Here is a 25,370-nt window from a genome sequence, read left to right as displayed (position 1 = left end):
GGCGAGTTGTCCGAAAAGATAAAACGTCAAGTAACCGAGGTTACATCAAGGGGCCATCATGGACGCCATAGTCAAGAATTTTCCCGCCCTGCCTGCCTCCGATGGCAGACCGAGCCAGAAGGAGGCTGAGGAGGCCGTTCGTGTCCTGCTGCGCTGGGCCGGTGACGATCCTGAGCGTGAAGGACTTCTCGATACGCCCGCCCGCGTTGCCAAGGCCTACAAGGAACTGTTCTCGGGCTACGAGCTCGCCGCCGAAGACGTGCTTGGACGCACCTTCGAGGAAGTTGGCGGCTATGACGACATCGTGCTCGTCAAGGACATCCCGTTCTTCTCGCATTGCGAACACCATATGGTGCCGATCATCGGCAAGGCGCACATCGCCTATCTGCCTGATGGAAAGGTGCTTGGCCTGTCGAAGATCGCCCGTGTCGTCGACATCTATGGCCGGCGCCTGCAGACGCAGGAAACCATGACGGCTCAGATCGCCAGGGCGATCGACGAAACGCTGCAGCCGCGCGGCGTTGCCGTGATGATCGAGGCCGAACACATGTGCATGGCAATGCGCGGCGTTCAAAAGCAGGGCTCGACAACGCTGACCACCACCTTTACCGGTGTCTTCAAGACCGAGCCTGCCGAACAGGCCCGCTTCATGACCTTGCTCAGGGGCTTCAAATAAGCTCCTTCAACCGGAGCTTTCCCATGACGCTCGAATTTGCCCCGCCGCCCGCCGACAAGGCGGAACTGGAAACCGGTTCCGCCTTCACGCCCCGTTTCGACAGCAACGGACTGATCACCGCCGTGGTTACCGATGCCAAGGACGGCGTCCTGCTGATGGTCGCCCATATGAACGCCGAGGCGCTGGCGCTGACCATCGAGACCGGCATCGCCCACTATTACAGCCGTTCGCGCAAAAGCCTCTGGAAGAAGGGTGAAACCTCCGGTAACCTACAAAATGTTGTGGAATTGCGTACCGATTGCGACCAGGACGCATTGTGGCTGAAGGTTCTCGTTTCCGGTCATGATGCGACTTGCCACACCGGCCGCCGCTCCTGCTTCTATCGTCGGGTTGACGCCAAGGACGGCGTCACGACGCTTAACATTGTTGATACCGAAATTCATTTCCCTCCGGACAGCGTCTACGGCAAAAATTAAGCATCTGACGCTTTTTGGATCAGTTTTCTGGGGGATTCACGATTTCGCAACCAGACTGGGAGCGTAATCTCAACATTCGGACGCGTTCCGTCGGAAACACCGGCGACAGAAGAGTCCAATGTAGATTGTGTCTTACCGATGCGCTTGCAACGCAGCAATGCGAGACGTGACGGCTTGTAACAGTGCGTTCTGCGGCATGGAGGTGCCGGATGTTGAACTGGACATTTAATCGAAGCGGGATCACGGCAGACGCATCGGCGCCCGGTGGCCCTTCCCACGCTCTGACCTCACCTCCTTCCGAACCAATCAAGCCGGCAAAGTCCAAGATCGCTCTTGCCCTCGGCGGCGGTGCCGCACGGGGCTGGGCCCATATCGGCGTCCTCAAGGCGCTGGACGAAGAAGGCATCGAAGTCGGCATGATCGCCGGCACGTCAATCGGCGCGCTGGTCGGCGGCTGCTATCTTGCCGGAAAACTGGATGAACTCGAGACCTTTGCGCGCTCCCTCACCATGCGCCGCATTGCCGGGCTGCTCGATTTCGCCATCGGCGGCGGAGGCCTTTTCGGGGGCTTGCGTCTGACGAAGCGGATGCAGGAACATCTGCAGGATATATCCATCGAAAGCCTCGACCGGCCGTTTGTCGCGGTTGCGACCGAGGTCAATTCCGGCCATGAGGTCTGGCTCAGCGAGGGTTCGATGATCACCGCGATCCGCGCTTCCTATGCGCTGCCCGGCATCTTCGAACCGATCAAGTGCAACAACCGCACGCTGGTCGATGGCGCGCTCGTCAATCCGGTGCCGGTATCGGTCTGCCGCGCCTACGAGCAGCAACTCGTCGTCGCCGTCAACCTCAATTACGATCTCTATGGCCGCTCGGCCGTGATCAAGCATCGCGCCGACAACCAGGCGCTCGACAGCCAGCCGGCGCCCCACCCGACGACGCGCCTTGGCATGACCAGCGTCATGGTCCAGGCCTTCAATATCATTCAGGACCGTATCTCGCGCGCTCGCCTTGCCGGCGATCCTCCTGACCTGGCGCTGCACCCCAAGCTGAATGACATCGGATTGTCGGAATTTCACCGCGCCGGCGAAGCCATCGATCGCGGCTATCATGAGACGAAGGCCAGGCTCAACGAGCTCAAGCGGCTTCAAGACGTCATGGTTCGCGCCTAAAGCGACTCGCGATCTTTCGGATTCGCTTGTCGCGCTTTAGGTCTTTGTTTTTACGCATGTCGTTTGCGCAAAACCGCTGCACACTTTTGCGCGACATGCTTTAGCTACCGCAGTTCCGAAGGACTACAGCGTCATTTGCGCGGGCCGCGTGGCGCTGTTGCGGCGATCGCACGCTGCAGGCGAAGCCTTGGGACCCAACGCTTCGCCGCGCCGTCCGGTTTACCGCGCTATAAGTGGACGGTCTTGCCGTCCTGCCCGGCAATATAGGCCTTGATGTGCTCGGCCTCGCTTTCGATTGCGCGGATATGATGGCGCACGGCATCGCCGATCGAAACGATGCCGACGAGGCGCCCGTTTCTTTCGACCGGAAGATGGCGCGCACGCATGTTGTTCATGATTTCCATGATGTCGTGGATGCTCATCTCTTCCGTGCACCGATGCACCTTGGACCACATCACCGAGGAAACCGGCTTGTCCAGACATGCCGCACCGTACTTGTCGATCGCGGCAACCACGTCGCGCTCGGTCAAAATTCCGGCGATCCGGTCGCCGGGCTTGACGACGACGATGGCGCCGATGCGGTGTTCATGGAGCAACCGGACCGCCTGGCGCACTAGCGAGTGCGGATCGACCGTGTAAACCTGGCGGCCCTTTTCATTGAGAATTGCAGTGACTGACATTCACGACCTCCCGTTTCAGCGACCTCGTCTGACCGGGATAGTGGCAAACCGCAAAGCGCATGTCGCGCCTTTCCGGTCGGGGACCAATCCGCAAGACAGATGTCATTCCTGTCGCGCTATTTGCCCGTCCGGCCGCCAATCGCTCTCCCCTTGATCGGCTGCCCTCGGACGGGAATGGTGCGCTAGGGCCTGGGGAAAATCAAGCGCCGTCGGCGAGATCGTCACTCTTTCCAAGGTCAATTGCGCGGATCGAAAAGGCCAAAGAGAAAAAAACCGAACAGGAAACCGCCGATATGCGCTTCCCAGGCAATGCTTGCGGCGCCGCCGAAAGCAAAGACGCCAAGGCCGATCAGGAAATTCGTCAGGAACCATATGCCGGCAAACACCACCACGGAGCGGTTCGCCAGCGCCTCGCCAATCGTCAGGCGGCGGTTCAGATGGGCAAACTGCCGGCTGATGCGACCGCTGGGAGAAAAGACGAAGCGGGCCGCTGCCCCCATCAGCCCGGCAACGACGCCTGAGGCGCCGACGACAACCGCCATGTCGCCCCAGTGGAATGCGATGTGCAGCGCGACAGCGGCCACGGCCGACAGGCACCAGAAAATCGCAAGGCGTAGCATACCGATCCGGCGAATGACGGGCGCGCCGAAGGCGACCATCCAGAAGCCGTTGAAAATCAGATGCTCCCAGGAACCGTGCAGGAACGAATAGGTTATCGGGCTCCAGATCCAGGCGAGGCTCTGATCGGCCAGCGAATGCGCATAGCGGGCCGGGAGAAAAGCGAAGTTGAAGATCAGTTCGTCATCAATCCATTGCGGCAGCACATAGGTGCGCACGGCGTGGATGGCGACCAGGACCGCCAGGATGCCGACCAGGCCCGCAGGCAGATTGAAAGCCGGTTCGCGCACGCGCACCGGCCTTTCCGTTTCGGCATCCTGCGGCGGCGTCACGCCGTCCGGTTGGTCTGTCATGCTGCTCACTATTCGTTCCGCGGTCCGCTGCCGCATCGCTGATATCCTTGCTCTATACGATTCACACGCGCGCCAAAAGCGCGGCATCTTCGCGCGGATCTCGCCTGGATTTGATATCCCTGCTTGTCCGGAAAGCATCAGACGAAAAAAAGGCCGTCCAGTCAAAAACTGAACGGCCGGTGAGCCCCCAAAAACCCCGAGCCCTGAATTGGTGTGCCGAAGGCAACCCTTCGTGAAGTGATGGCCTTGAATGCCACCGGCGCCCGCGGCTTTCAATCTGAACCAAAGATTAACCTTAATTCCCGCGTGGCACGGAAATCGCTACGTAAATCCTGCGGGGCCCGTTTCCGCCGCCAGTTGTGCCAAAGCGGTACAGAGCGTTTAGAATGGAATAAGGAAATGCGCAGCAAAACGACAATCGAGATCTATGCCTACTGGGACGAGTTGCGCGGACGTCGCGACGTTCCGGCCCGCAGCCAGATCGAGCCTGCTCATGTCCGGCACATTCTGCCGGACATCTTCATCCTGGAGAAAACAGCAAGGGGGGAAATCCGTTTCCGATTGGCCGGCACGCGCATCTGCGCCCTGTTTGCCCGCGAACTGCGTGGCTCGCGATTCGACGCGCTGTGGCTTGGCGAGCAGACCACCTGGATCGAGCGGATCGCCTGCGACGTGATGGCACAAAAGGCCCCCGTCGTCCTGACGGCGGCGGCCATCGCCGGCACGGCCGAGCCTCTCGCGAGCGAACTTGTCCTGCTGCCGCTGAAATCACCCGAAGGCCGCGTCGATCGCATCATCGGCGCGCTCGTTGCGCTATCGCGGCCGCATTGGCTCGGGGCCACCCCCGTCAATTTCCTCGAGCTTGGCGAAATGCGCCGGCTCGACAAGGACGCGGCCGGCGTGCTGCTGCAGAACCGTCCCGCAACCGCCCGGCCCTCTCGTCCGCGCCCTGCTGCGGATACCAGCCTGTCCGGCGCCATCCGGCGCGTCCTTCACCTGCGCGTCTTCGAAGGCGGCCGGCGCGATTAGTCGACCGCCAAGCAACCGGAGGTAGGAAATACTTTCTGTTAACCGGAAGAGTGTAAAGCTGTGACCCGGATGGACATCGCATAAGTGTGGTCATGTATTCGTTTCAGCAAGCGCAGACTGCCGGGCCCAAGCAGCACAACGAAGGCGCGTTTCAACGCGTTTCGGTGAACCTCACCGGCCGGCTCATGCTTGCGAACCACGACGAGTTCGAATGCACCGCGATCGACATGTCACCAGGCGACGTTCTTTTCACCTGCGACGCGCGGCCGCGCACCGGCGAGCGTATCATCGCCTATGTCGACCATGTCGGCCGGCTGGAGGGCACCGTTTCGCGGCTTGCCGAGAATGCCTTCGTCATCCAGATCAATGCGACCGACCGAAAGCGCGAAAAGCTCGCCGCCCAATTGACCTGGATTGCCAACAAGCACGAGCTTGGCCTGCCGGAAGACCGGCGGCATGATCGCCTTGCGCCGCGCAAGACCCGCACTGAAATCACGCTCGACGACGGCAGCAAATATGTCTGCCGCATCATCGACCTGTCGCTGTCCGGCGCCGCCGTCGACATCGAAACCCGCCTGCCGCTTGGCACGGCCGTCCTGCTTGGCAGCATGAAGGGCCGCGTCGTGCGCCACTTCCAGGAAGGCATGGCCATCGAATTCCTCGGGATCCAGTCGCGTGAAGCGCTGAGAGAGTTTCTCTAGCCCCCGTCGAACATGGCGAGCCGCACCTCGGCGGTGCCTCAACCACCACCCAAGATCGCGCGCGCTCCGATACCCGCACCGGGTGGTCATTCCGACCGTAGCGCAAGCCAATCCCACCGCCATACTCAAGCAGCAAATCACGTCACCGGCGCCAGAAGACACGCCGGAACGTCCCGATTTGGCACAGTTCCAGCCTTGCCAGCGTTTCGTTATTTTTGAAACTCGTTATTCGGCCGCATTTTTTTCGTGCCAGGACAAAAAATAATTCCGTCTGTTTACAGGGATTTCGGGGCAAAACCAGCAATCATCCTGGTAAACAAAGTCTATCCGGGACAACACCGCGCCGGTCCCAGCCAGCCGCCATTCGCGCCGGCATTGCTTCCCTCCCCGTCCATCACCGATGAGACGTCCAGAAAACCTCGATTGCTCCGTTGGATAAATGGTTTCCCGTCGCTTAACCGCCGATATGTGCGCGGAAATTCGATCAAAATTTACTCGCATTTGAATCAAATGAGCATCAAGTTTTATTCAAGTTAAATTCGAGTTTTCTACTTATTTCAATAAGTTTTGTACTTTATTTTACTTCCGATTTTCGCGTGCAATAAAAATCTCGGTGTCATTGTCGAACCACAACGGGGAGACACGCATGACAACCAGAACAATCCTGAAGGCAGGCTTCGTCGCCGCACTCTTATCTGCAATCGCCACGCATTCGGCGCTCGCTTTTCCAGCCAACATGACAACCGATGGCCCGACCAATCCGCCGGTCGGACATTACGAATTCTGCCGCAACCTGCCGCAGGAATGCGGGTCCAACCCGGGTAGCCCGGCACCGGCGGTGCTGACCCGGGATGGCTGGAAGACGATTCTTCAGGTCAATTACGACGTCAACCAGGCGGTGGCGCCGATGACCGACAAGGAAATCTACGGCCTCGAAGAGCATTGGGCCTATCCCGACAAGGTCGGCGACTGCGAGGACTATGTGCTCTTGAAGCGCAAGCGGCTGATGCAGGCCGGCTTTTCGCCGTCCGATCTCCTGATCACGGTCGTCCTGCAACCCAATGGCGACGGCCATGCGGTGCTGACCGTGCGGACCGATCGCGGCGACTTCATCCTCGACAACATGCGTAACAAGGTACTGCTGTGGTCGGAGACCGAATACACCTATCTCAAGCGGCAATCGGAGCAGAATTCCAGCCGGTGGGTAAAGCTCGAGGATGGCCGCACCGTCGCCGTCGGCAGCGTATCGCAATAGCCGTCATGACTATCGGACTTTCGCGGATCGGCTCAGGATGCCCGGTCCGCGTCTGAAGAGTGCTTCGGTCAGTCCCCAATCCCCGTCCCAGACCAGGCCCTTCTGGCCGGTTCCGCTGTCCCCGGAACCGGCCTTTTCGTTGCGCAAGCTGCCCCTGCAAAATCAGGGTGCCGGCAGTCCGGCAAGACGCACACACTGGACGACCACAACGCCGTAGCAGCAGGCCCACCCGCAGGCGATCACAACGCCAGCGACACCATCGCCGGCTCGCAGGCCGCCGGACAACAGCATCCGCCGGAGCGCGTGGGCGAGCAAAGCAGGGCCGGCAAACAGTGCCAGGAAGATGGCGAACGGCCGGAAATTGTTCCTCACCATATCGTGCGACGCCGGCCAGTGGCGGTGGCCCGCGACGCGGCTGACATCCAGAACAATGAACGAGACGCCGAATCCGGCGGCGAGCAGAATGAAGATCGTCATGAAATTCATTGAAAATTAACCATGTTGCGGCAGCGTTGAAGTCATCCTGCCAACCAGCAAGTTCCGTGCCGCCCAGGCTGTTTCGTTTCGGCACGCATTCGGCTGGAGCATATACCGCCCGTTAACGAGAGCAAGGTTGCGACCCGCCGATGACAGCCAACCCTGCAGCCACCGCCGAGGATCACGGCCCGCTGATCTCGCCGCGTTTTGTCTATGGACTGACGGCGGTTGTCGCGAGCCTTGCCTTGCTGACCGCAAGCATCAGCGTTGCAGGGCGCTGGTATGGCGAAAACCTGGCGCTGGCGGGACATACGACGAGCACCGAAATCAACGATATTTTCATCGGACAGGACCACCTGCGGCTGCCGTCCAACGTGATCCGCTTCGAAGAGCAACGCCGCACCGGTGCGGCCGAACGCGCCGATCTCTACCTCACATGGCCCGGGATGCAGGGTTACACCGACGGCACCCGTAGCCTCTTCAACGACGTCAACCGCCCGGAATCGCTGATCTTCCTTCAAGTTTCCCAGAGCACGATGTCGCGCGACATGTCCGGCCGGCTGGAACCGATCTACGAGCATCTTTTCGACGGGCCCGCCCTGCCCGGCCCGGCCGGATTGCAGCGCCACGCGATGAAAGAGAGCTCCGGCTACGGCGAGGAAGTTTTCTTCACCGAGGACCGTGGCGGCGACACGCCCTACGCCGTGCGCTGCATCCTGCCAGCGAGTCCGGCAACATCCACCAGCGCAGATTGCCAGCGCGATATCCACGCAGGCCACGATCTAGTTGTGCTTTACCGCTTTTCGAGCCAATTGCTGCCACATTGGCAAGCCATCGACACGGCCGTCCTCAACTACGTGAACAGCAAGCTCGCCCCATGACATTCCCCCCTTCCCGGTCGCGCGTCATTTTCTCGGCTGCGGCTACCTGTCCGAAATGCAATTCAAGCCGCGGAATTCGGAAACCAATCATTCATCATAAACCGATTGGTAACGCTATCCCGATAGAGTTCTGAGAACAGTCGTTTCCGGAGGCCACGCCCGGACGACATCTGTGAAAAAAGAATGAAGAGTAGTGTAGTGTCCAAATCCATATTCAACGGTTCCGTTCAACGCACCATCGCCCCATTCTTTCAAAGGGCTTGCCGGGTGCTGTTGGTCTCGTTGGCTGCGTCGCTGACGACCATTTCCGCGGCCGCTGCTGCGCAATATGCCGGTATCGTGGTCGATGCCAAGACCGGCAAGGTGCTCTACAGCGAGGATGCCGACAGCCTGCGCTACCCGGCCTCCCTCACGAAAATGATGACGCTCTACCTGACCTTCGAGGCTCTTGAAGCCGGCAAGATCAGCAAGAGCACGCCAGTTCCCTTCTCCAAGCGCGCATCCGCCGAACCACCGTCGAAGCTTGGCGTACGCGCCGGCAATTCGATCACCGTGGAACAGGCGATCCTTGCCCTGGTGACGCGCTCGGCGAATGACGCGTCGACCGCGCTCGGCGAACTGCTTGGCGGCTCGGAGGAACGCTTTGGCCGCATCATGACCAATAAGGCCCGTGCCCTTGGCATGACCCGCACCACCTACCGCAATGCCAACGGCCTCCCTAACGACGCGCAGATGACGACGGCGCGCGACCAGGCGCGCCTCGGCATCGCGCTTCGCCAGCATTTCCCGCAATATTATTCCTATTTCTCGACCCGCAGCTTCCGCTTCGGCAAGCAGACGATCGGCAATCACAACCGTCTTCTCGGCAATGTTCGCGGCGTCGACGGGATCAAGACCGGTTACACCCGCGCTGCGGGCTTCAACCTGGTGACATCGGCACAGGTCGACGGCCGCAGCATCGTCGCCGTCGTGCTCGGAGGCAAGTCCGGCGCCGCTCGCGACGCGCAGATGCGCGCCCTCGTCGCCAAATATCTGCCGGCAGCCTCGCGTCGCGGCGGCGGTGACCTGATCGCGCAGACGGCCGATGCGCCGACCATGCAGGCGCAAGCTGCCGAACAACCGGCCGAAGCGGCAGTTGCCGCGACCGGCGGTAGCTTCAACCTGCCCAACAGCGGCCCAGTTCCGGATTTCCGCTACAGCGGCGAAACCACCCAGAGCATCGAAGTCGCCTATGCCGAACCGGCAAAGGTCAGCGCCAATCCGGTGCTGAGCGAAAACATCGTGCCGAACACGCTGGAAGCCCAGAGCCGCAAGATTGCCAAGGCTGCGCCGGTCCCGGCCGCCACTGTCGACAACCAGATCACCAATTCCGTTGCCAAGCCCGCAGCCGAAACGCCGGTCTCCGCCACTGAATCAAAGCCTGCGGGCTGGGTCATTCAGATCGGCGCGACGCCGGACAAGGACCAGGCAATGACACTGCTCGAAAACGCCAAGGACAAGGGCGGCAAGGTTCTGCGCGGCGCGACGCCCTTTACCGCGGCCTTCGCCAGCGGCGACGGCCATCTCTATCGGGCACGCTTCGGCGGCTTCGCCAATCAAGACAAAGCCGTGAATGCCTGCAAGACATTGAAGCGCAAGGGCTTCTCTTGCTGGGCCAGCCTTCAATAGGATTAAAGTTTCGATCCCCGGTGCGTGTTTGCCGGCGGTCCTCCTCGGATTGGGTTTTGCGTAACGAGGTCAGTTATGGGAATGAACGAGAATGGTCCGGGCATGACGCCCGCTTCAGACAGGAAACGGAAGGCGCCGCGCTACGGCCTGCATCCCTTGCATGAAGCGGCGATGCGCATCGCCGAACTCGGCAGCCGCCCGAAATCGAAGACGAAGGATCTGGTGACGCTGCTTCTGACGCATGGCGCGCGGGCCTGGCGCTCGACCCAGCCGAATGCCTCCATCCATGTGCATGTCACCTCGCCCTCGGGGCGCTTTCCGGTCCGGATCAGAATCCGTTAAAACAGACGATATCTGGAAAGCTCGGCATCGCCGGGCTTTCATCGTTCTGCACTGTCAAAGAAGGCCAAGCTCTGCGAGTTCCCGCCGCAGCTCGAGCGGCATCTCGGTTGCGCCACCGCCCAGAGCCGTCAGGTCGCGCGGCGCGTCCTTGTCCTCCAGATAGCGCCACCCCTGGAAGGCCCGGCGCGGCTGGTAGGCCGTTTCGATCACTTCGGGACCGAGAACGAGATTGCAGCGACCGATGCCGTCTGCGTCGGTAAACGTCTCGATGCCGATCAACCGCTGGCGCGCCTGCACCTGCCCTTTGATCACCCAATAGAGAGAGCCGCCATCGAGCAATTCCTCGGTGCGTTTCGGGACCATTCGGGTCGTGTGGGAGGAATGCGGCTCCAGGCCGGCGGCAATCGCCGTCAGGGCCCGCCGCGAAACCCATTCGCGAAGGTCCTCGATCGAATCCGCGCCGACGCAGAGCTTGATGAGATGCAAGGCCATGGCCGGTGTTGAACACCCAGTCGCCCATCGCGGTCAAGCCTGTTCTTGACCGCTCCACAGGACGACCCGCCAGAGCGTGTCGCAACCACTATGCCGTGCGCGTGCGCCCGAAGGCACGCAGCAACAGATTTACCGAGACGGCAACCTTGTCGATATCGGGAATGTCCTGCGAATAGCGCCCCGTATAGAGCTTGACGATCATCTTGTCCCGCTCGGCGCCGTCAAGGTCGAAATGAAGATGGAGGTAGTAACGCCGCATGTCGCCTGGGCGGCTGATGTCTCCCCGCCGCTGGGTTGCCTGCCTGAGCTCCGCCTCAATCGGCGCGAATCCGTCGAGGGCCAACCGCAAGCGTGTGGATTGAAACCGTGTTTGCGCTGGAACCGCGACCACCGCCTTTTCGAGGGACAGGCTCACAAGGCGGCCCGGGGAACCATCGACATTTGCGGGCTCGTCGAGCTTGAACGCTTGAAAGAGGCGCCGCGGCTTCTCGAAGCAGATCAGCGAGGCGATGAGGAGCACCACGATGTTGACACCGGCCCACAGCGCCGCGATCGGCGAAAACGCTCCCTGTATCCGCGCCGTTTCAGGAACGATGTTGACGACCAGGCCGAGCGCGGTAACGACGATGAAGCCCGCGATCCAGCTGAAAGTGTAGGCGTCGTAGACGCTCTCCTCGTTGCCGCTGCCCTTGGGCGTCACTTTGAACGGCTTGCCGAATGGTCGCACCAGACTGGAGATCACCGTCGGCAGCATGCGGAACGCGGCGAAGGTCCCAACAGCGCTGGAGACCACCGGGAGGTAACGGGTCGGCGTAATCCAGAGCATCAAAAGAAAATAGGCGGCCAGGAGTGGCACCTGATGAGAGACATAATCGGCGACCTCGGTGAAATGAAGCGGCAGCGCGCCGAACCAGAAATAGACGATCGGCACGAGCAGGACGACGAAGCGGACCAGATATTGCACCAGCCACGACATCGGCAGGAACATGATGCGCTGGAAGAGGGAAAGCCCAGGTCCTCGCAGAGGGCCGTTGTGCAGGTAGAGCGTCTGGATGCCGCCTTGGCACCAGCGCTCGCGCTGGACGAAATAGCCGGTGAGGTTTTCGGCCGCCAGACCCATCGACAGTCGCTCATTCAGGTAACGGGTCTTGTAGCCTTTGTTGAGCATCGAAAGCGTTGTCAGCAGATCTTCCGTAATGGACTCGGTCGGGAAGCCGCCGATCGCATCAACCGCCTCGCGGCGCGCGATCGAGCAGGAACCGCAGCAGAAGCTCACATCCCAGCCATCTCTGCTCGGTGCAATCTCGTCGAAGAACAGGCGCTGTTCGTCCGGCCATATGTTCTCGAGACCGAGATTGGATTGCACCGGATCAACGTTGAAGAAGTGCTGCGGCGTCTGAACGATGCCGATGGTGCCGTCCGAAAAGAACGGTAATGTTCGCCTGATGAAATGACGATATGGCACGAAATCCGCGTCGAAGATGGCGATGAAATCGCCGGAACTGACGCGCAAGCCATTGTTCATATTGCCGGCCTTGGCATGGGCGTTGTCGCTGCGGGTAACATGGATCGCGCCGTGTCGTTCGCAGTAGGCCTTGAGCCAGCCGCGACGGCCGTCATCGAGCACACCGCCGGTCGCCGCGCCGGCTGCCTGCGCCGACTCGACCATCTTGCGGGCGAAAATACCCCTCGACTCCAAATCCTGCCGGCGGCCGAGATCCACCTTTGCCACCAGATCCTGGGCGCGCGCCACCTCGACCCGCTTGCGCAGGATCTGCAATTCCTGTTCAAGGCTGGCAATGGTCGCGCGCTGGAATATCTCGAGCCGTTCGGCAAGCTGACGACGCAGCCGGGAGAGTTCCTCGCGTTCCCGCTCAAGCGCCTCGACGCGTGCGGCGGCCGTGCGGTGTTCTGAGCGCAGCGACGCGAGAACTGCCCGGTTGACGCGTTCATTGCGAATGGTCGCAAGTACCTCACCCGCGCTTACCGGCGTTCCGATCCGCTGTGGGGATCCGACAACCTCGCCGTCGATCGGCGCGTTTATGACTGCAAGGCGTGCATTGACAGTGCCATCCAGGCTGGTGAATCCCGTCAAGCCCGGCAACAGGGCGACGACCACAAGCCCCAGGAGCAAAATCCCGACTGCTACCCGCGTGATGCGATGGTTCAGGATCCTCATCTCAAGCATCCGTTGTGTCGCAAGCAGGGTCGCGATCACGATTTCGCCCGCGCTGCGCAGGTCTCAGCATTCCTCAGTATTTGACGTTGAACAACCCCCAAATTTTACTGGATTCAGTAAGTGAAATGCAAATATTCCTGTGTCGAAACAGGTTCGATCATTGAATACCGGACTACGCCAAGAGAACAGCCGAGAGAGGATTTTTATTTTATTTATTTCTAATAAGAAAAATCGACAAAATGGACTTGCCCGGTACCGAATGATGCACCCTCCCACGCGATGAACGCAGATCGCGCGAGCAATTGGCGCTCTAGCGGGACAGGCTTTTGAGCCGTGTTCTACTGTCCTGTCGGCGCAAGAGGCTGTGAGAACACTCAGCACTCCACGACATTGACGGCGAGGCCGCCCGTCGAGGTCTCCTTGTATTTGTCGTGCATATCGACCCCGGTCTGGCGCATCGTCTCGATGCAGGCATCCAGCGGCACGAAATGCTGCCCGTCGCCCTTGATCGCCAACGACGCGGCCGTAACGGCCTTGACCGCGCCGAGCGCATTGCGCTCGATGCAGGGCACCTGCACGAGGCCAGCGATCGGATCGCAGGTCATGCCGAGATGGTGTTCGAGCGCGATTTCCGCGGCGTTCTCGATCTGCTCGGGCGTGCCGCCCATCACGGCCGCAAGCCCGGCCGCCGCCATCGCGGAGGCAGAGCCGACCTCGCCCTGACAGCCGACCTCGGCGCCGGAGATCGAGGCGTTGAACTTGATGATGCCGCCGATTGCAGCAGCGGTCAGAAGATAGTCGCGAATGCCATGATGGTCCGCATCGTCGTGAAAATGCAGATAATAGCGGATGGTCGCCGGAACCACGCCGGCTGCGCCATTGGTCGGCGAGGTCACCACCCTGCCGCCGGCGGCGTTCTCCTCGTTCACCGCCATCGCGTAGACGCTCAGCCAGTCGTTGGCGAGCAGCGGATTGACCTTGTTGGAGCGCCATTCCTCCTGCAGCTTGTCGTGGATCATGGCGGCGCGGCGGCGCACCTTCAGCCCGCCGGGCAGGATACCGCCGCCGGTCAGCCCGCGGTCGATGCAGCTCTTCATTGCCGCCCAGATGCGATCGAGCCCTTCGTCAAGCTCCTCCCGCGACATCGAACATTCCTCGTTCGCCCGCTTCATCTGGGCGATCGACAGGCCCGAGCGTTGCGCCATCTCCAGCATCTGCCTGGCGGTCGAGAAGGGATAGGGAACCTTGACGCCGCCCGGCTTTGCCTTGCTCGCCTTCATCGCCTCGAGTTCCGTATCGGTGACGACGAAGCCGCCGCCGATGGAATAATAGACGCGTTTCAGCAGCAACCGCCCGTCCCTGTCGAAGGCGGAAAAGGACATGCCATTGGCGTGGCCCGGCAGGGGTACCTTCTTGTCGAAGACGAGGTCGGTCTTCGGCTGGAAATCATAGGCCGGATGTCCGGGCGGGGTGATGCGGCCGGTGCGCTCGACCGTTTCGATGATGTCATCCATGCGATCGGGATCGACCTGATCGGGGCGCTCGCCCATCAGGCCGAGGATGACCGCCCTGCCCGTTCCATGGCCGATGCCGGTGAAGGCGAGCGAACCATGCAGGCTCGACTTGATGGAGGCGACGGCAGCATTGGCCGGCCGCGGCCAGTCGCTCGACAGGATCAGGTCGAGAAAGCGGTTGGCCGCCGACATCGGCCCCATCGTGTGCGAACTTGAAGGACCGATACCGATCTTGAAGACGTCAAAAACCGAAAGAAACATTCGAACTCCGCCCTGGGCACTGGTTGGCCGGAAACACGCCGACCATGATCACGTCTAAGAAACTAGGCTATCCTGCGCCTGCCATCAGGCGATCGACCGACATCCGGTCCCGCGGGTGCGACACGCTTTGCGGCTCCCGCGCCATCACGGCGATTCTTCACCTATAAGTCGCCATGCGCGGCAGCCGATTTCAAGGGGCACGGTGAACTTTCGCAGCGCCTTGCAATTTCGGCAAACCATGCCAAAAACACAATCATGACACTTACCGATTATATCGCATTGGCGATTTTTGCGCTGCTGTGGACCGGATACAACTGGGCCACGGACGGGAAGGTTCACTTCCAGCGGATCAGCCTGACGCGGCTGATGATGGAGAACCGCCGCCGGTGGCTCCTCAATTCGCTCAATCGCGACCTGAAGATGATCGACACCCAGATCGTTGCCGGCCTGCAGGCGGGTACGGCCTTCTTTGCGTCCACGACGATCTTCGCGCTCGGCGGCTGTTTCGCCTTGCTCGGAGCTACGGACCAGGTCCAGACGATCATGAACGACCTGCCTTACGTCTTTCGTGGCGGGCGCAGTGCCTTCGAACTGAAGGTCGGCGGCCTTGCCTGCCTGTTCGCGTATGCCTTTTTCAAGTTCGCCTGGTCCTACCGCCTGTTCAACTACTGCTCGATCCTGATCGGCGGCATTCCGATGATGTCGGACATGCATGAGGACCGGCCCGGCGCCGAACGCGCAGCCGGACGTGCAGTCAAGATGAACATCCTCGCCGCCAAGCACTTCAATGCCGGCCTGCGCAGCATCTTCCTGTCGATCGGCTATCTCGGCTGGTTCGTCAGCCCCTACGTCTTCATCGCGCTCACCATCTTCGTCATCTTCGTCCTCACGCGGCGACAATTCTATTCTGAAGCGCGCGAAGCCCTTCTTGACGACACAAACCCTTAAGTTTTTGACACAGCACGGCGAATCCTTGCGCCAGACGCAAGCTTGCCGCCGTATGTTCTGAAGATTGGAAAGTAGAGCCATGTCGATTCGCAACGCAGTCAACGCAAGCGACAATGGGACAGCGCCGCCGGCAACCGCCGAAGAACGGGACCGGATCTGGGCGATCGATGCGCTGCGCGGTGTCGCCCTGGTCGCCATGGCGACCTACCATTTTTCCTGGGATCTGGAATTCTTCGGCTATATCGAACCTGGCACCGTCGGGACCGGGGCATTCAAGATGTATGCACGGCTAATCGCCGGCAGTTTCCTGTTTCTGGCCGGCGTCAGCCTCGTGCTCGGGCACTACCCCGTGTTTCGCGCCCGCTCCTTCGCCATCCGCTTTGCCAAAATAGCAGCCGCCGCCCTCGCCATCACCGGCGTCACCTGGTTTGCCTTCCCCGACAGCTTCATCTTCTTCGGCATCCTGCATTCGATCGCCGTGGCGAGCCTGATCGGCCTGATCTTCCTCAGGCTGCCCGCCCTCCTGACCCTGGCGGCAGCAGCCGCGGCCTTCGCGGCACCGTTCTACCTGCGATCACCGGTGTTCGACACGCCGGCGCTGCTATGGGTTGGCCTGTCGCAAACCTTACCCCGCTCGAACGACTATGTCCCCTTGCTCCCATGGCTTGCTCCGTTCCTCGCGGGCATTGCGGCGGCGCGCATTGCAACGGGTTTCGGATGGTTCGAGAGATTGCGCACCGACGGCAGCGCGCGGTGGAAAATGCTGCTGACTACGGCCGGACGCCACAGTCTCGTCATCTATCTTCTGCATCAGCCGCTGCTCTTTGCGCTCGTCTATCTCTTCTCTCTCGGTTTTCCCGCGGCCAAGCCGGATCCGGTCGAGGCCTTCCGCGTCAATTGCGAGATGACCTGCCGCAAGCAGGAAACCGCCGCCATCTGCGCGAATTTCTGCGGCTGCACGCTAGACAAGCTGATGGAGGAGAATCTTTTCGAGCCGCTGAACGCCGGCAAAATCGACATCAATACCGACGAGCGCATTGCGCGCATCGCCGGCCAATGCACCGTGGACGCACAAGCGAAGGAATAGACATGAACGCCTATCGCACCAAGCCGCTGACATATCCCTGGCCGCCCTTTCTTTATGTGCTCGCCATGCTGGGGGCGGTGGCCCTGGGGCGTTCGGCGCCGATTGCCGTAGCTCACAGCCAGGGCTGGATACCGTGGCTTGCCGGCGCGGCCCTCGTTCTCATCGCGCTGTTCCTGGACATATGGGCAATGAAGACGCTGATCGAGCGGCACACCGCCGTCCTGCCGCATCGGGGTTCATCGCATCTCGTCACCTGCGGACCGTTCCGCTTCACCCGCAATCCGATCTATCTCGGTTACACGGTCATGATGGTCGGTTTCGGCCTGATCACGCTCAATCCGTGGTTCTTCATTCTGGCCAGCGCCTCCGTGGCCGTGACGACCGCCTTTGCGATCCGCAATGAGGAACTTCATCTTTTGTCGCGCTTCGGGTTCGAGTTCGAGCGCTATTGCCGCGCCACCAGCCGGTGGATTTGACACAAACCGTGGCGCAAGACCGTGCGCGTCAGGTGCCAACCCCTATCTCGGCCAGCCGTGTCAGACAGGCTTCCTCGACATTGTTCAATTCTTCGAGTGTCTCCTCGATGTCCTTGCGCTTCTGCTGCAGTTCTTCGCGCTTTTCCTCGACACGCTTCATCAGAAGCCGCAGTTGCCCCGCCTCGCCGGGCGGATCCTTGTAGACCTGGATGATTTCGCGGATTTCAGCGATGGTGAAACCAATGCGGCGACCGCGCAGGATTTCCATGATCAACCGGCGGTCGGCCGAGCGGAACAATCGGGTGCGGCCGCGCCGCTCCGGATGAATGAGACCCTCATCCTCGTAGAAGCGCAGCGTTCGGGTCGATATGCCGAATTCCCGTGTCAGTTCCGTAATGGTATAGTATTTTTTCACGCCTGCCTCGCTTGGAACCGCGGCTTGAAGCACCTGAAGCGAGACGCCGGTGCTTCACGATGCGGTTCAAGTGTCGCGCCGGTCACCCATCTGAAAAGGGGCGGTCGCATGTCCCCGGGACAATCTGATTGACTTTGACGTAAAAGTCAACTTTCCCGTAAGCGCTAACTGACATGGAACCACCAGGTTGCGAGGCCGAGGAAGGCAAAAAACCCGGTCACATCCGTCACCGTGGTGACGAAAACCGCCGAAGAGACGGCGGGATCGGCACCGAAACGGTCAAGCAGCAACGGGATCGTGATCCCGGCCAGAGCGGCAGCGATCATGTTGATCAGCATGGCTGCTGCGATGATGCCGCCGATATTGTAGTCCTGGAACCACGCGCCTGCGACGATGCCGATCAACACGCCGAACAGCAACCCGTTCAAGAGGCCGACACCGGCCTCGCGGCGAACGATGCGCCAGGCATTGTGAATATCGAGATCGCGGGTCGCGAGCGCCCGCACCGTGACCGTCATCGTCTGTGAGCCGGCATTGCCGCCCATGCCGGCGACGATCGGCATCAGTACGGCTAGGGCGACAATCTGCTGGATCGTCGCCTCGAAAAGCCCGATGACCGAAGCCGCCAGAAACGCCGTTCCCAGGTTGACCAGCAGCCAGACGACGCGCGAGCGCGACGTGCTGATGACCGAATCGGAGAGTTCTTCGTCCCCGACGCCGCCGAGACGCATCAGGTCCTCCTCGGCCTCTTCCTGGATGACGTCGACGACATCATCGATCGTCAGGACACCGACCAGGCGGTTGTTTTCATCGACGACCGGGGCAGACAAAAGGTCGTATTGCTCGAAGAGCTGGGCAGCTTCTTCCTGGTCCATTTCGGCCGGGATCGGGTGTACCGTCTCGCGCATGATGGTCTCGATCTTGACCGAGCGCTTGGTCCGCAGGATGCGGTCCAGGTCGAGCGCGCCGACCAGCTTGAAGGTCGGATCGATAACGAAGATCTGGGTAAAGCTTTCGGGCAGGTCATCGTCCTCGCGCATATAGTCGATGGTCTGACCGACTGTCCAGAATGGCGGCACCGCCACGAACTCCGTCTGCATGCGGCGGCCGGCCGTGCTTTCGGGATAGTCTAGCGAACGGCGCAGCCGCACCCGTTCCGTGAACGGCAGCTTCGACAGGATTTCTTCCTGGTCCTCCTGATCGAGGTCTTCCAGGATGTAGACGGCGTCATCCGAATCCATCTCGCCGATCGCAGCGGCGATCTGCTCGTTCGGCAGGTGTTCGACGATGTCGAGGCGGATCGCCTCGTCCACTTCGGTCAGTGCCGAAAGGTCGAAATCCTCGCCAAGAAGGGAAACCAGCGCCCGGCGCTGCTCCGGCTGGATGGCTTCCAGCACGTCGCCCATCTCCGACGCGTGCAGGCGGGCAACATGCTGGCGAAGATAGAGCAGATCGCGATCGGCAATCGCGGCGCCGACATGCATCAGGTAGTCGGAACGCACCGACCCGTCTTCGGCATAGATGTCGGAGCCGTCATAGGCATCTTCGCCCACCGCAGTGCGCTCATTTTCCTGATCGCCGGTGCTGCTCATGTGCCCGCCCTCGCAAGAATTGCAGCCATCCAAGACGCCGGCACACGAACCGGCGGGAGCAGGAAGGCCATGTCATATGCCGATGGTCGCGGAGCCCCCCGCGAGAGGAACCGCCCTTCCCTGCTAAACCAACCCACCGGCCAGGTCCACCATCCGATTCGCCCGCGGACCGATCGCGCCATCACTTTTACCCAAGCTGTTGCAAAATCATGAGAATTGTTTAGCTCTGAGGCGGCCTAAAAAACGCGGAGGCGACCTTGCCGATACGACCGATCCTGCGATTTCCCGATGCGCGGCTGAGCATGCCGGCAGTTCCTGTGGAACGGTTCGACAAGGATCTCGCCGCCCTTGCCGACGACCTCCTGGAAACGATGCGTGCAGCGCCGGGCGTCGGCATCACGGCGCCGCATATCGGCGTCCTGCAGCGAATCACCGTCATCGAACTCGACCCCGCATCGGGGCCTAAAATCTACGTCAATCCGGAACTTGTCTGGTCGTCCAGCGACACGGTCTCGCACAGCGAAGGCAGCGTTTCCATGCCGGGAATCACCGAAGACGTCGTTCGTCCCCGCCTGATCCGCCTCCGCTACCAGACGCTTTCCGGCGAGGTGGTCGAGACGGAAGTCGATGGTTTTCTATCCATCTGCCTGCAGCACGAGATCGACCAGCTCGACGGCATCTTCTGGCTGCAGCGGCTGTCCCGGCTGAAGCGCGAGCGCGCGACAAAGCGTTTCGCAAAACTCGGCAGGATTGGCTAAACGCTGTTCAGGACATAAAAAAACCCGCTGGAAGCGGGCTCTTTTGCTTGGCTTGAAAGCCAATGGTGCGGTCGAGAAGACTCGAACTTCCACGGGTTGCCCCACAGCGACCTCAACGCTGCGCGTCTACCAATTCCGCCACGACCGCATCGTGGTAGGTGCCCGATTGCTCCGGCGGGGGTGCATGTAGCAAAAGCATTTGGGGTGCACAAGAGCAGGATGACAGAAAGTTGACGGCAACAGCAACTATTTCAACAAGCCGCTCTCGCGCCCCCTGAGAACGCTGGACTCTTGGCCCTTCGCGTACCATCTAGAAACCACGCACAAACAGGACTGCCGGCGACCATGCAACGCGAAAGCCTTGAAAAGACATTCTTCTCTGCCGAAGGATCAGCGCCGGTGCGCTGGCGAATCGCGCCTTCGCTCGTCGATTATGCCAAGGCTGTCGAAACGATGGAGCGCGAAGCAGCGGCAATCTCGGCCGGCGAAGCGGACGAACTCGTATGGCTCGTCGAGCATCCGCCGCTCTATACCGCCGGCACCAGCGCCGATGCATCGGACCTCGTCATGCCCGACCGATTTCCGGTGTACCAGACGGGCCGCGGCGGCGAATACACCTATCACGGGCCGGGACAGCGCGTCGTCTACGTCATGCTCGATCTCAAGCGGCGCAAGCAGGACGTCCGGGCCTTCGTCGCTGCTCTCGAAGGCGTGATCATCGAAACGCTCGCCAGCATGAACGTGAAGGGCGAGCGCCGGGAAGAGCGTGTCGGCGTCTGGGTGCGCCGGCCGGAACGGCCGGCCCTGCCCGATGGCTCGATGGCGGAAGACAAGATTGCCGCAATCGGTATCCGCCTGCGCAAATGGGTGAGCTTTCACGGCCTTTCGCTGAATGTCGATCCGGATCTCGATCATTTCGGCGGCATCGTGCCCTGCGGTATTCGCGGCTATGGCGTGACAAGCCTGGTCGACCTCGGCCTGCCGGTGATGATGACCGATGTCGACATCAGGCTGCGCCAGGCGTTCGAGGCCATTTTCGGCCCGACAATCGACGACGACGCTCAGGAAAACAGCCGGTCCGTCGCATAGATGATGGCATAGCGATGCAGGAATGGCCTATGCCGCTGTCGCATCCCGCGCCGGCATACCCGCCAGAACGCCGAGCCGATCGAGTGCCTGCTGCTCCTGCGCCAAACGCCTGCGCGATTCATTCAAATTTTGCCATTGCAGCGCCGCGGCCTGTTTCTCAAACCGCTTCCGATTCCAGGGAATTATGCAGTAGCCCCGCCTGCCGCTCCCGCCAGATCATGAAAAGGCCGGAACCGACGATGATCACGATGCCAAGCCATTTCGACGCTGTCGGAAATTCGCCGAAGATCAGGAATCCCAGGGCGGTGCCGGTGATGATCTCGAAATAGTGGAACGGAGCGAGAAGCGATACCGGGGCGGCCTGAAACGCCTTGACGACCAGGAGGTGGCCGTAGCCGGAAATCGTGCCGAGGGCGATGACCAGAACCCAGCCGAGCGGGGAATGCGGCAGCGACGGCACGAAATCCGCTGCTCCCGCGCTGTGGCCGACGGCGATGACCACGATCATGAACAGGGAGCCGCCGATCCCGGCGATCGTCTGCATCGCCAGCGGCGTGTCGGCGCTGCCGACAATCCGGTTCAACAGAAGATAGCAGGCAAACAGGAAAGCGCAGAAAACCGGCAGCAGCGACGTCAAGCCGAAGAGTTCGAAGCTCGGCTGGATGACGATCATTGCGCCGCCGAAACCGATGACGATGGCAAGCCAGCGCCGCCATCCGACTTTTTCGCGCAGGATCAGTGCCGAAAGGCAGGTAAGCATGAACGGTTCGACGAAATAGATGGCGAAGACGTCGGCAAGCGGCATGTATTTGACCGAAACGAAGAACAACAATGCCGCCCCGGCAAGCAGCACGCCGCGCAGCAGATTGAACCACAGCCGCCTGGGTTTCAGCGCCCGCAGGCCACCCGTGGTCAGCAAGAGGGGCAGCACAGAAACGAGCTGGAAGAAGAACCTGTAAAACGTCACCTGCCCTGGCGACATGCCCTGATAGACGGCCATGTATTTGGCGATCGCATCCATGCAGGGCAGGATGATCATCGCAAACAGCATGATCGCAAGGCCCTGCATGACGGTGGTGGCGGGGGTTATACGCGATGGCGTGCTCAAGCTGTCGTTCCATTTCATTGTTGTCGGACCGGCGAAACGAAAGGCGTTTTTGGCGGTATTTTTGGCGTGCTGAAGTGTCCGATCGAGTGGAGGTCAGTATAGACTGTCTGGGTGAACCATCCGACCGCATTCGCGGCCGCCCCGGAACTCGACCACCCAAGCCAGCAAGGCAAAAGGAGAGACCGATGCGCTTATCAACCGATACCTTTCTAGAGATGATTCGTCGCCCAAGCGACAATGATACGCTTGGCGGCCGCATCTGGCGTGCGCGCGATGCGATGAATCTCTCTGTCCAGGAGCTGGCAGACCGGCTGGGCGTTCGCAGCGACACGATTTCCGCGTGGGAGCGCGACCGGTCGGAACCGCGCACCAGCCGGTTGTTCACGCTGGCGGGCGTGCTGGGGGTCAGCCCGGCCTGGCTGATCGCCGGTATCGGTGAGGCGCCGAAGGACGATCTTTCCAACAGCGTTGCCGGCCAGTTGCGCGACCAGCTGGCGCACGTGAAGAAACTGCACGAGCAGACTGGGAAAGCGATCTCTGCCCTCGAGCTGGAGATCAACCGCGTCCTACAGGACATATGACAATCACGACTTAAAATAGCCGATTGCGGCTTGAGCGCCGCACGCCACTCTGCGATTGTGGCGCCAAATCATTCAGGGAGAAGAACCATGGACGTACGCGCCGCTGTTGCCGTTCAGGCCGGCAAGCCATTGGAAATCATGACCGTTCAGCTCGATGGCCCGCGCGCCGGCGAAGTGCTGGTCGAGGTCAAGGCGACCGGCATCTGCCACACCGACGAGTTCACGCTGTCGGGTGCCGACCCGGAAGGCCTGTTTCCGGCGATCCTCGGCCATGAGGGCGCCGGCATCGTCGTCGATGTCGGACCGGGCGTCACGTCGCTGAAGAAGGGCGACCATGTCATTCCGCTCTACACGCCGGAATGCCGCGAATGCTACTCGTGCCTGTCGCGCAAGACTAACCTGTGCACCTCGATCCGAGCCACCCAGGGCCAGGGCCTGATGCCGGACGGCACCTCGCGCTTCTCGATCGGCAAGGACAAGATCTTCCATTACATGGGTTGCTCGACCTTCGCCAACTTCACCGTGCTGCCGGAGATCGCGCTTGCCAAAGTCAATCCCGACGCGCCGTTCGACAAGATCTGCTACATCGGCTGTGGCGTCACCACCGGCATCGGCGCCGTCATCAACACCGCCAAGGTCGAGATCGGCTCGACCGCGATCGTCTTCGGCCTCGGCGGCATCGGGCTGAACGTGCTGCAGGGCCTGCGTCTTGCCGGTGCCGACATGATCATCGGCGTCGACATCAACCCCGACCGCAAGGCCTGGGGCGAAAAGTTCGGCATGACGCATTTCGTCAATCCGAAGGATGTCGGCGACGACATCGTGCCCTACCTCGTCAACATGACCAAGCGCCATGGCGACACGATCGGCGGCGCCGACTACACCTTCGACTGCACCGGCAACACCAAGGTGATGCGCCAGGCGCTGGAAAGCTCGCATCGCGGCTGGGGCAAGTCGGTGATCATTGGGGTTGCCGGCGCCGGCCAGGAGATCTCGACGCGCCCGTTCCAGCTGGTCACCGGCCGCAACTGGATGGGTACCGCTTTCGGCGGCGCCCGCGGCCGCACCGACGTGCCGAAGATCGTCGAGTGGTACATGGACGGCAAGATCCAGATCGACCCGATGATCACCCACACCATGCCGCTCGAGGACATCAACAAAGGTTTCGACCTGATGCATGCCGGCGAAAGCATTCGCAGCGTGGTGATCTATTAAGGCTATGCCTGGGTACCGCGTCCCGCTCAGGGGGCGCGGACCTATTGACAACGGCAACATCCGCATGCGGCCTGCTTCTGCTGCGGCCATGACAGCGGTCAGCAATCTGATGAAGCGGACGGGAAATTCGGTCGCAGACGAAGTACAGTGGCTATGTCGGAAGAAACACCCCACCCCAGCACCATCTATGTCGATGCCGACGCCTGCCCGGTAAAGCCTGAAATCCTCAAGGTCGCCGAGCGCCACGGCCTGCCGGTCGTGCTGGTCGCCAATTCCGGTCTGCGGCCGTCCCGCGACCCGATGGTGCGCAATGTCATCGTCTCGGCCGGCTTCGATGCGGCCGACAACTGGATAGCGGAGCGAGCCGGCCAAGGCGACATCGTCGTCACGGCTGACGTTCCCCTGGCCGGCCGCTGTGTTGCCGCCGGTGCGCAGGTGACCGGGCCAACGGGACGCATCTTCGACAAGGCCAACATCGGCATGGCGACCGCGATGCGCGATCTCAGCGCTCACCTGCGCGAAACCGGCGAAAGCAAGGGCTACAACGCCGCCTTCTCGCCGCGCGATCGTTCCGCTTTTCTCGAAACGCTCGATCGGCTTTGCCGCCGCGCCAAACAGCGCTAGTGATACAGAAAGCGCCGGGAGCGTTCATGAGCAAGGCAGACAGAAAGATCGCCCATCGCCGCCATGCCCCCTTTTATACCGGTGGCATTTGCGCCGTCCTCACCGCTGTTGTTTGTCTGTTTGTGGCGCCCGAACTCGCGGTCGGACTGTCGGCGGTCGTGTTCTTTGCCGCATATCTCGCTTTCATCGCATATCGTCTGCCGAAATTGACGGGCAACTATCTGAAGCGCAACGCTGCCGGCACCGACGAACCCGCGATCGTCATTCTTGCGGTCACGCTCATCGCCGTCGGCGTTTCCATTGGCTCCCTGTTCCAGGCGCTCAATGCCGAGGAGACAGTGATCGAGCTCACCATCGCCTTTGCATCGGTCGTGCTCGGCTGGTTGACCATCCATACGATGGCGGCGATGCACTACGCCCACCGCTATTGGAGCCCGGAAATGGGGGACAACCAGGGCGACGGCCACAGCCTCGAGTTCCCGGGCACGACGGAGCCGGGGGGCTACGATTTCCTTTACTTCGCTTTCGTCATCGGCATGACGGCACAAACTTCGGATGTTGCCGTCACCTCGACCGCCATGCGAAAGATCAATCTCCTGCACGCGGTCGTATCCTTTTTCTTCAATACGGTGCTGGTGGCGGCTGCGGTCAATGCGGCCGTGTCGCTGGCATGACGCGCTATTCAGCTTCAAAGGAGCACAGC

At 61.0% G+C, this 25,370-nt stretch carries 27 protein-coding genes and 1 tRNA gene; 18 read left to right on the top strand and 10 right to left on the bottom strand.

From position 1 onward, the window contains the following. Positions 1–58 precede the first annotated feature (58 nt). The 3 genes from folE to JNB71_RS00315 all read left to right on the top strand — a co-directional run bounded on the left by folE (position 59) and on the right by JNB71_RS00315 (position 2,324). Positions 59–676 carry a GTP cyclohydrolase I FolE gene (gene folE, locus JNB71_RS00325; RefSeq protein ID WP_220369892.1) on the top strand — a complete coding sequence of 206 codons (618 nt, stop codon included), beginning with the start codon at positions 59–61 and terminating at the stop codon, positions 674–676. Between the two features lie 23 nt (positions 677–699). Beyond that, positions 700–1,152, top strand: a complete 453-nt coding sequence (gene hisI / locus JNB71_RS00320; RefSeq protein WP_220369891.1) for a phosphoribosyl-AMP cyclohydrolase — start codon at positions 700–702, stop codon at positions 1,150–1,152. 209 nt (positions 1,153–1,361) lie between these two features. Then, entirely contained in the window at positions 1,362–2,324 is a 963-nt protein-coding gene (locus JNB71_RS00315) for a patatin-like phospholipase family protein (RefSeq protein ID WP_220369890.1), read from the top strand. A gap of 227 nt (positions 2,325–2,551) precedes the next feature. Here JNB71_RS00315 and JNB71_RS00310 read toward each other — a convergent pair whose 3' ends face one another. Further along, the gene (locus JNB71_RS00310; protein ID WP_220369889.1) at positions 2,552–3,004 is read right to left on the bottom strand and encodes a CBS domain-containing protein; all 453 of its coding nucleotides are present in this window, start codon (positions 3,002–3,004) and stop codon (positions 2,552–2,554) included. Between the two features lie 236 nt (positions 3,005–3,240). Continuing rightward, positions 3,241–3,975, bottom strand: a complete 735-nt coding sequence (locus tag JNB71_RS00305) for a rhomboid family intramembrane serine protease (protein WP_220369888.1) — start codon at positions 3,973–3,975, stop codon at positions 3,241–3,243. 399 nt (positions 3,976–4,374) lie between these two features. On the opposite strand from JNB71_RS00305, the gene JNB71_RS00300 reads away from it, so the two are divergent. The 3 genes from JNB71_RS00300 to JNB71_RS00290 all read left to right on the top strand — a co-directional run bounded on the left by JNB71_RS00300 (position 4,375) and on the right by JNB71_RS00290 (position 6,960). Continuing rightward, complete coding sequence (locus tag JNB71_RS00300) at positions 4,375–5,004, top strand: PAS domain-containing protein (protein ID WP_220369887.1); 630 nt, start codon at positions 4,375–4,377, stop codon at positions 5,002–5,004. 92 nt (positions 5,005–5,096) lie between these two features. Next, positions 5,097–5,705: a PilZ domain-containing protein gene (locus JNB71_RS00295; protein ID WP_220369886.1), complete on the top strand. Its 609-nt coding sequence runs from the start codon at positions 5,097–5,099 to the stop codon at positions 5,703–5,705. A 646-nt stretch (positions 5,706–6,351) separates the two neighbouring features. Beyond that, a complete protein-coding gene (locus JNB71_RS00290; protein WP_220369885.1) occupies positions 6,352–6,960 on the top strand; it encodes a transglutaminase-like cysteine peptidase in 609 nt (202 codons plus the stop codon). Positions 6,961–7,122: 162 nt separating this feature from the next. Here JNB71_RS00290 and JNB71_RS00285 read toward each other — a convergent pair whose 3' ends face one another. Next, the gene (locus tag JNB71_RS00285; RefSeq protein ID WP_220369884.1) at positions 7,123–7,446 is read right to left on the bottom strand and encodes a DUF6949 family protein; all 324 of its coding nucleotides are present in this window, start codon (positions 7,444–7,446) and stop codon (positions 7,123–7,125) included. Positions 7,447–7,586: 140 nt separating this feature from the next. Between JNB71_RS00285 and JNB71_RS00280 the strand changes: the two genes are divergently transcribed. From JNB71_RS00280 to JNB71_RS00270, 3 genes are all read left to right on the top strand, one after another. Next, a complete protein-coding gene (locus tag JNB71_RS00280) occupies positions 7,587–8,318 on the top strand; it encodes a hypothetical protein (RefSeq protein ID WP_220369883.1) in 732 nt (243 codons plus the stop codon). A 183-nt stretch (positions 8,319–8,501) separates the two neighbouring features. Then, entirely contained in the window at positions 8,502–9,986 is a 1,485-nt protein-coding gene (locus JNB71_RS00275) for a D-alanyl-D-alanine carboxypeptidase (protein ID WP_220369882.1), read from the top strand. A gap of 75 nt (positions 9,987–10,061) precedes the next feature. Beyond that, a complete protein-coding gene (locus tag JNB71_RS00270) occupies positions 10,062–10,328 on the top strand; it encodes a hypothetical protein (RefSeq protein ID WP_220369881.1) in 267 nt (88 codons plus the stop codon). A 54-nt stretch (positions 10,329–10,382) separates the two neighbouring features. Here the strand turns inward: JNB71_RS00270 and JNB71_RS00265 are convergent, their stop codons facing one another. From JNB71_RS00265 to JNB71_RS00255, 3 genes are all read right to left on the bottom strand, one after another. Next, entirely contained in the window at positions 10,383–10,820 is a 438-nt protein-coding gene (locus tag JNB71_RS00265; protein WP_220369880.1) for a DUF1489 family protein, read from the bottom strand. Positions 10,821–10,908: 88 nt separating this feature from the next. Next, on the bottom strand, positions 10,909–12,999 hold the full coding sequence (locus tag JNB71_RS00260) for a glycosyltransferase family 2 protein (RefSeq protein ID WP_223215711.1): 2,091 nt from the start codon (positions 12,997–12,999) through the stop codon (positions 10,909–10,911). 374 nt (positions 13,000–13,373) lie between these two features. Next, positions 13,374–14,774 (bottom strand): L-serine ammonia-lyase, encoded by a 1,401-nt coding sequence (locus JNB71_RS00255; RefSeq protein WP_220369879.1) that lies wholly within the window; start codon positions 14,772–14,774, stop codon positions 13,374–13,376. A 255-nt stretch (positions 14,775–15,029) separates the two neighbouring features. On the opposite strand from JNB71_RS00255, the gene JNB71_RS00250 reads away from it, so the two are divergent. The 3 genes from JNB71_RS00250 (at position 15,030) to JNB71_RS00240 (ending at position 17,285) form a co-directional block, all read left to right on the top strand. Next, positions 15,030–15,722 (top strand): DUF599 domain-containing protein, encoded by a 693-nt coding sequence (locus JNB71_RS00250; protein ID WP_220369878.1) that lies wholly within the window; start codon positions 15,030–15,032, stop codon positions 15,720–15,722. 79 nt (positions 15,723–15,801) lie between these two features. Next, positions 15,802–16,809 carry a heparan-alpha-glucosaminide N-acetyltransferase gene (locus JNB71_RS00245; protein WP_220369877.1) on the top strand — a complete coding sequence of 336 codons (1,008 nt, stop codon included), beginning with the start codon at positions 15,802–15,804 and terminating at the stop codon, positions 16,807–16,809. Between the two features lie 2 nt (positions 16,810–16,811). After that, positions 16,812–17,285, top strand: coding sequence for a methyltransferase family protein (locus tag JNB71_RS00240; RefSeq protein WP_220369876.1), 474 nt, complete (start codon positions 16,812–16,814; stop codon positions 17,283–17,285). A 28-nt stretch (positions 17,286–17,313) separates the two neighbouring features. Here JNB71_RS00240 and JNB71_RS00235 read toward each other — a convergent pair whose 3' ends face one another. Both JNB71_RS00235 and mgtE read right to left on the bottom strand, forming a co-directional pair. Beyond that, positions 17,314–17,700 (bottom strand): MerR family transcriptional regulator, encoded by a 387-nt coding sequence (locus JNB71_RS00235; protein WP_220369875.1) that lies wholly within the window; start codon positions 17,698–17,700, stop codon positions 17,314–17,316. A 164-nt stretch (positions 17,701–17,864) separates the two neighbouring features. Continuing rightward, on the bottom strand, positions 17,865–19,292 hold the full coding sequence (mgtE, locus tag JNB71_RS00230; protein WP_220369874.1) for a magnesium transporter: 1,428 nt from the start codon (positions 19,290–19,292) through the stop codon (positions 17,865–17,867). 257 nt (positions 19,293–19,549) lie between these two features. Between mgtE and JNB71_RS00225 the strand changes: the two genes are divergently transcribed. After that, entirely contained in the window at positions 19,550–20,050 is a 501-nt protein-coding gene (locus JNB71_RS00225) for a peptide deformylase (protein WP_220369873.1), read from the top strand. A gap of 63 nt (positions 20,051–20,113) precedes the next feature. On the opposite strand, the gene JNB71_RS00220 is transcribed toward JNB71_RS00225, so the two are convergent. Next, a tRNA-Leu gene (locus JNB71_RS00220) sits at positions 20,114–20,198 on the bottom strand. Positions 20,199–20,395: 197 nt separating this feature from the next. On the opposite strand from JNB71_RS00220, the gene lipB reads away from it, so the two are divergent. Then, entirely contained in the window at positions 20,396–21,139 is a 744-nt protein-coding gene (lipB, locus tag JNB71_RS00215; protein WP_220369872.1) for a lipoyl(octanoyl) transferase LipB, read from the top strand. Positions 21,140–21,296: 157 nt separating this feature from the next. On the opposite strand, the gene JNB71_RS00210 is transcribed toward lipB, so the two are convergent. Further along, complete coding sequence (locus JNB71_RS00210) at positions 21,297–22,208, bottom strand: DMT family transporter (RefSeq protein ID WP_220371098.1); 912 nt, start codon at positions 22,206–22,208, stop codon at positions 21,297–21,299. Between the two features lie 224 nt (positions 22,209–22,432). Between JNB71_RS00210 and JNB71_RS00205 the strand changes: the two genes are divergently transcribed. The 4 genes from JNB71_RS00205 to JNB71_RS00190 all read left to right on the top strand — a co-directional run bounded on the left by JNB71_RS00205 (position 22,433) and on the right by JNB71_RS00190 (position 25,341). Continuing rightward, positions 22,433–22,828 (top strand): helix-turn-helix domain-containing protein, encoded by a 396-nt coding sequence (locus JNB71_RS00205; protein WP_220369871.1) that lies wholly within the window; start codon positions 22,433–22,435, stop codon positions 22,826–22,828. A gap of 87 nt (positions 22,829–22,915) precedes the next feature. Then, positions 22,916–24,043 carry an S-(hydroxymethyl)glutathione dehydrogenase/class III alcohol dehydrogenase gene (locus tag JNB71_RS00200; protein ID WP_220369870.1) on the top strand — a complete coding sequence of 376 codons (1,128 nt, stop codon included), beginning with the start codon at positions 22,916–22,918 and terminating at the stop codon, positions 24,041–24,043. A 153-nt stretch (positions 24,044–24,196) separates the two neighbouring features. After that, positions 24,197–24,667, top strand: a complete 471-nt coding sequence (locus JNB71_RS00195) for a YaiI/YqxD family protein (RefSeq protein WP_220371097.1) — start codon at positions 24,197–24,199, stop codon at positions 24,665–24,667. 26 nt (positions 24,668–24,693) lie between these two features. Beyond that, positions 24,694–25,341 carry a DUF1345 domain-containing protein gene (locus JNB71_RS00190; protein WP_220369869.1) on the top strand — a complete coding sequence of 216 codons (648 nt, stop codon included), beginning with the start codon at positions 24,694–24,696 and terminating at the stop codon, positions 25,339–25,341. Positions 25,342–25,370: the final 29 nt, after the last annotated feature.

Origin of the sequence: Rhizobium herbae (assembly GCF_019511375.1) — a bacterium.
GTDB lineage: Bacteria > Pseudomonadota > Alphaproteobacteria > Rhizobiales > Rhizobiaceae > Pararhizobium > Pararhizobium herbae_A.
The sequence above is the reverse complement of the archived record's forward strand: the minus strand, read 5'-3'. Positions and strand labels throughout refer to the sequence as shown.

Bases quoted from the DNA above. Each gene is read 5' to 3' on its own strand.
- JNB71_RS00315 (WP_220369890.1), top strand. From the start codon at position 1,362: ATGTTGAACTGGACATTTAATCGAAGCGGGATCACGGCAGACGCATCG.
- JNB71_RS00265 (WP_220369880.1), bottom strand. From the start codon at position 10,820: ATGGCCTTGCATCTCATCAAGCTCTGCGTCGGCGCGGATTCGATCGAG.
- JNB71_RS00285 (WP_220369884.1), bottom strand. From the start codon at position 7,446: ATGAATTTCATGACGATCTTCATTCTGCTCGCCGCCGGATTCGGCGTC.
- folE (WP_220369892.1), top strand. From the start codon at position 59: ATGGACGCCATAGTCAAGAATTTTCCCGCCCTGCCTGCCTCCGATGGC.
- JNB71_RS00275 (WP_220369882.1), top strand. From the start codon at position 8,502: ATGAAGAGTAGTGTAGTGTCCAAATCCATATTCAACGGTTCCGTTCAA.
- JNB71_RS00310 (WP_220369889.1), bottom strand. From the start codon at position 3,004: ATGTCAGTCACTGCAATTCTCAATGAAAAGGGCCGCCAGGTTTACACG.
- JNB71_RS00240 (WP_220369876.1), top strand. From the start codon at position 16,812: ATGAACGCCTATCGCACCAAGCCGCTGACATATCCCTGGCCGCCCTTT.
- mgtE (WP_220369874.1), bottom strand. From the start codon at position 19,292: ATGAGCAGCACCGGCGATCAGGAAAATGAGCGCACTGCGGTGGGCGAA.
- JNB71_RS00245 (WP_220369877.1), top strand. From the start codon at position 15,802: ATGTCGATTCGCAACGCAGTCAACGCAAGCGACAATGGGACAGCGCCG.
- lipB (WP_220369872.1), top strand. From the start codon at position 20,396: ATGCAACGCGAAAGCCTTGAAAAGACATTCTTCTCTGCCGAAGGATCA.
- JNB71_RS00260 (WP_223215711.1), bottom strand. From the start codon at position 12,999: ATGAGGATCCTGAACCATCGCATCACGCGGGTAGCAGTCGGGATTTTG.
- JNB71_RS00205 (WP_220369871.1), top strand. From the start codon at position 22,433: ATGCGCTTATCAACCGATACCTTTCTAGAGATGATTCGTCGCCCAAGC.
- JNB71_RS00195 (WP_220371097.1), top strand. From the start codon at position 24,197: ATGTCGGAAGAAACACCCCACCCCAGCACCATCTATGTCGATGCCGAC.
- JNB71_RS00300 (WP_220369887.1), top strand. From the start codon at position 4,375: ATGCGCAGCAAAACGACAATCGAGATCTATGCCTACTGGGACGAGTTG.
- JNB71_RS00305 (WP_220369888.1), bottom strand. From the start codon at position 3,975: ATGACAGACCAACCGGACGGCGTGACGCCGCCGCAGGATGCCGAAACG.
- JNB71_RS00255 (WP_220369879.1), bottom strand. From the start codon at position 14,774: ATGTTTCTTTCGGTTTTTGACGTCTTCAAGATCGGTATCGGTCCTTCA.
- JNB71_RS00270 (WP_220369881.1), top strand. From the start codon at position 10,062: ATGGGAATGAACGAGAATGGTCCGGGCATGACGCCCGCTTCAGACAGG.
- JNB71_RS00190 (WP_220369869.1), top strand. From the start codon at position 24,694: ATGAGCAAGGCAGACAGAAAGATCGCCCATCGCCGCCATGCCCCCTTT.
- JNB71_RS00295 (WP_220369886.1), top strand. From the start codon at position 5,097: ATGTATTCGTTTCAGCAAGCGCAGACTGCCGGGCCCAAGCAGCACAAC.
- hisI (WP_220369891.1), top strand. From the start codon at position 700: ATGACGCTCGAATTTGCCCCGCCGCCCGCCGACAAGGCGGAACTGGAA.
- JNB71_RS00210 (WP_220371098.1), bottom strand. From the start codon at position 22,208: ATGCAGGGCCTTGCGATCATGCTGTTTGCGATGATCATCCTGCCCTGC.
- JNB71_RS00250 (WP_220369878.1), top strand. From the start codon at position 15,030: ATGACACTTACCGATTATATCGCATTGGCGATTTTTGCGCTGCTGTGG.
- JNB71_RS00200 (WP_220369870.1), top strand. From the start codon at position 22,916: ATGGACGTACGCGCCGCTGTTGCCGTTCAGGCCGGCAAGCCATTGGAA.
- JNB71_RS00280 (WP_220369883.1), top strand. From the start codon at position 7,587: ATGACAGCCAACCCTGCAGCCACCGCCGAGGATCACGGCCCGCTGATC.
- JNB71_RS00290 (WP_220369885.1), top strand. From the start codon at position 6,352: ATGACAACCAGAACAATCCTGAAGGCAGGCTTCGTCGCCGCACTCTTA.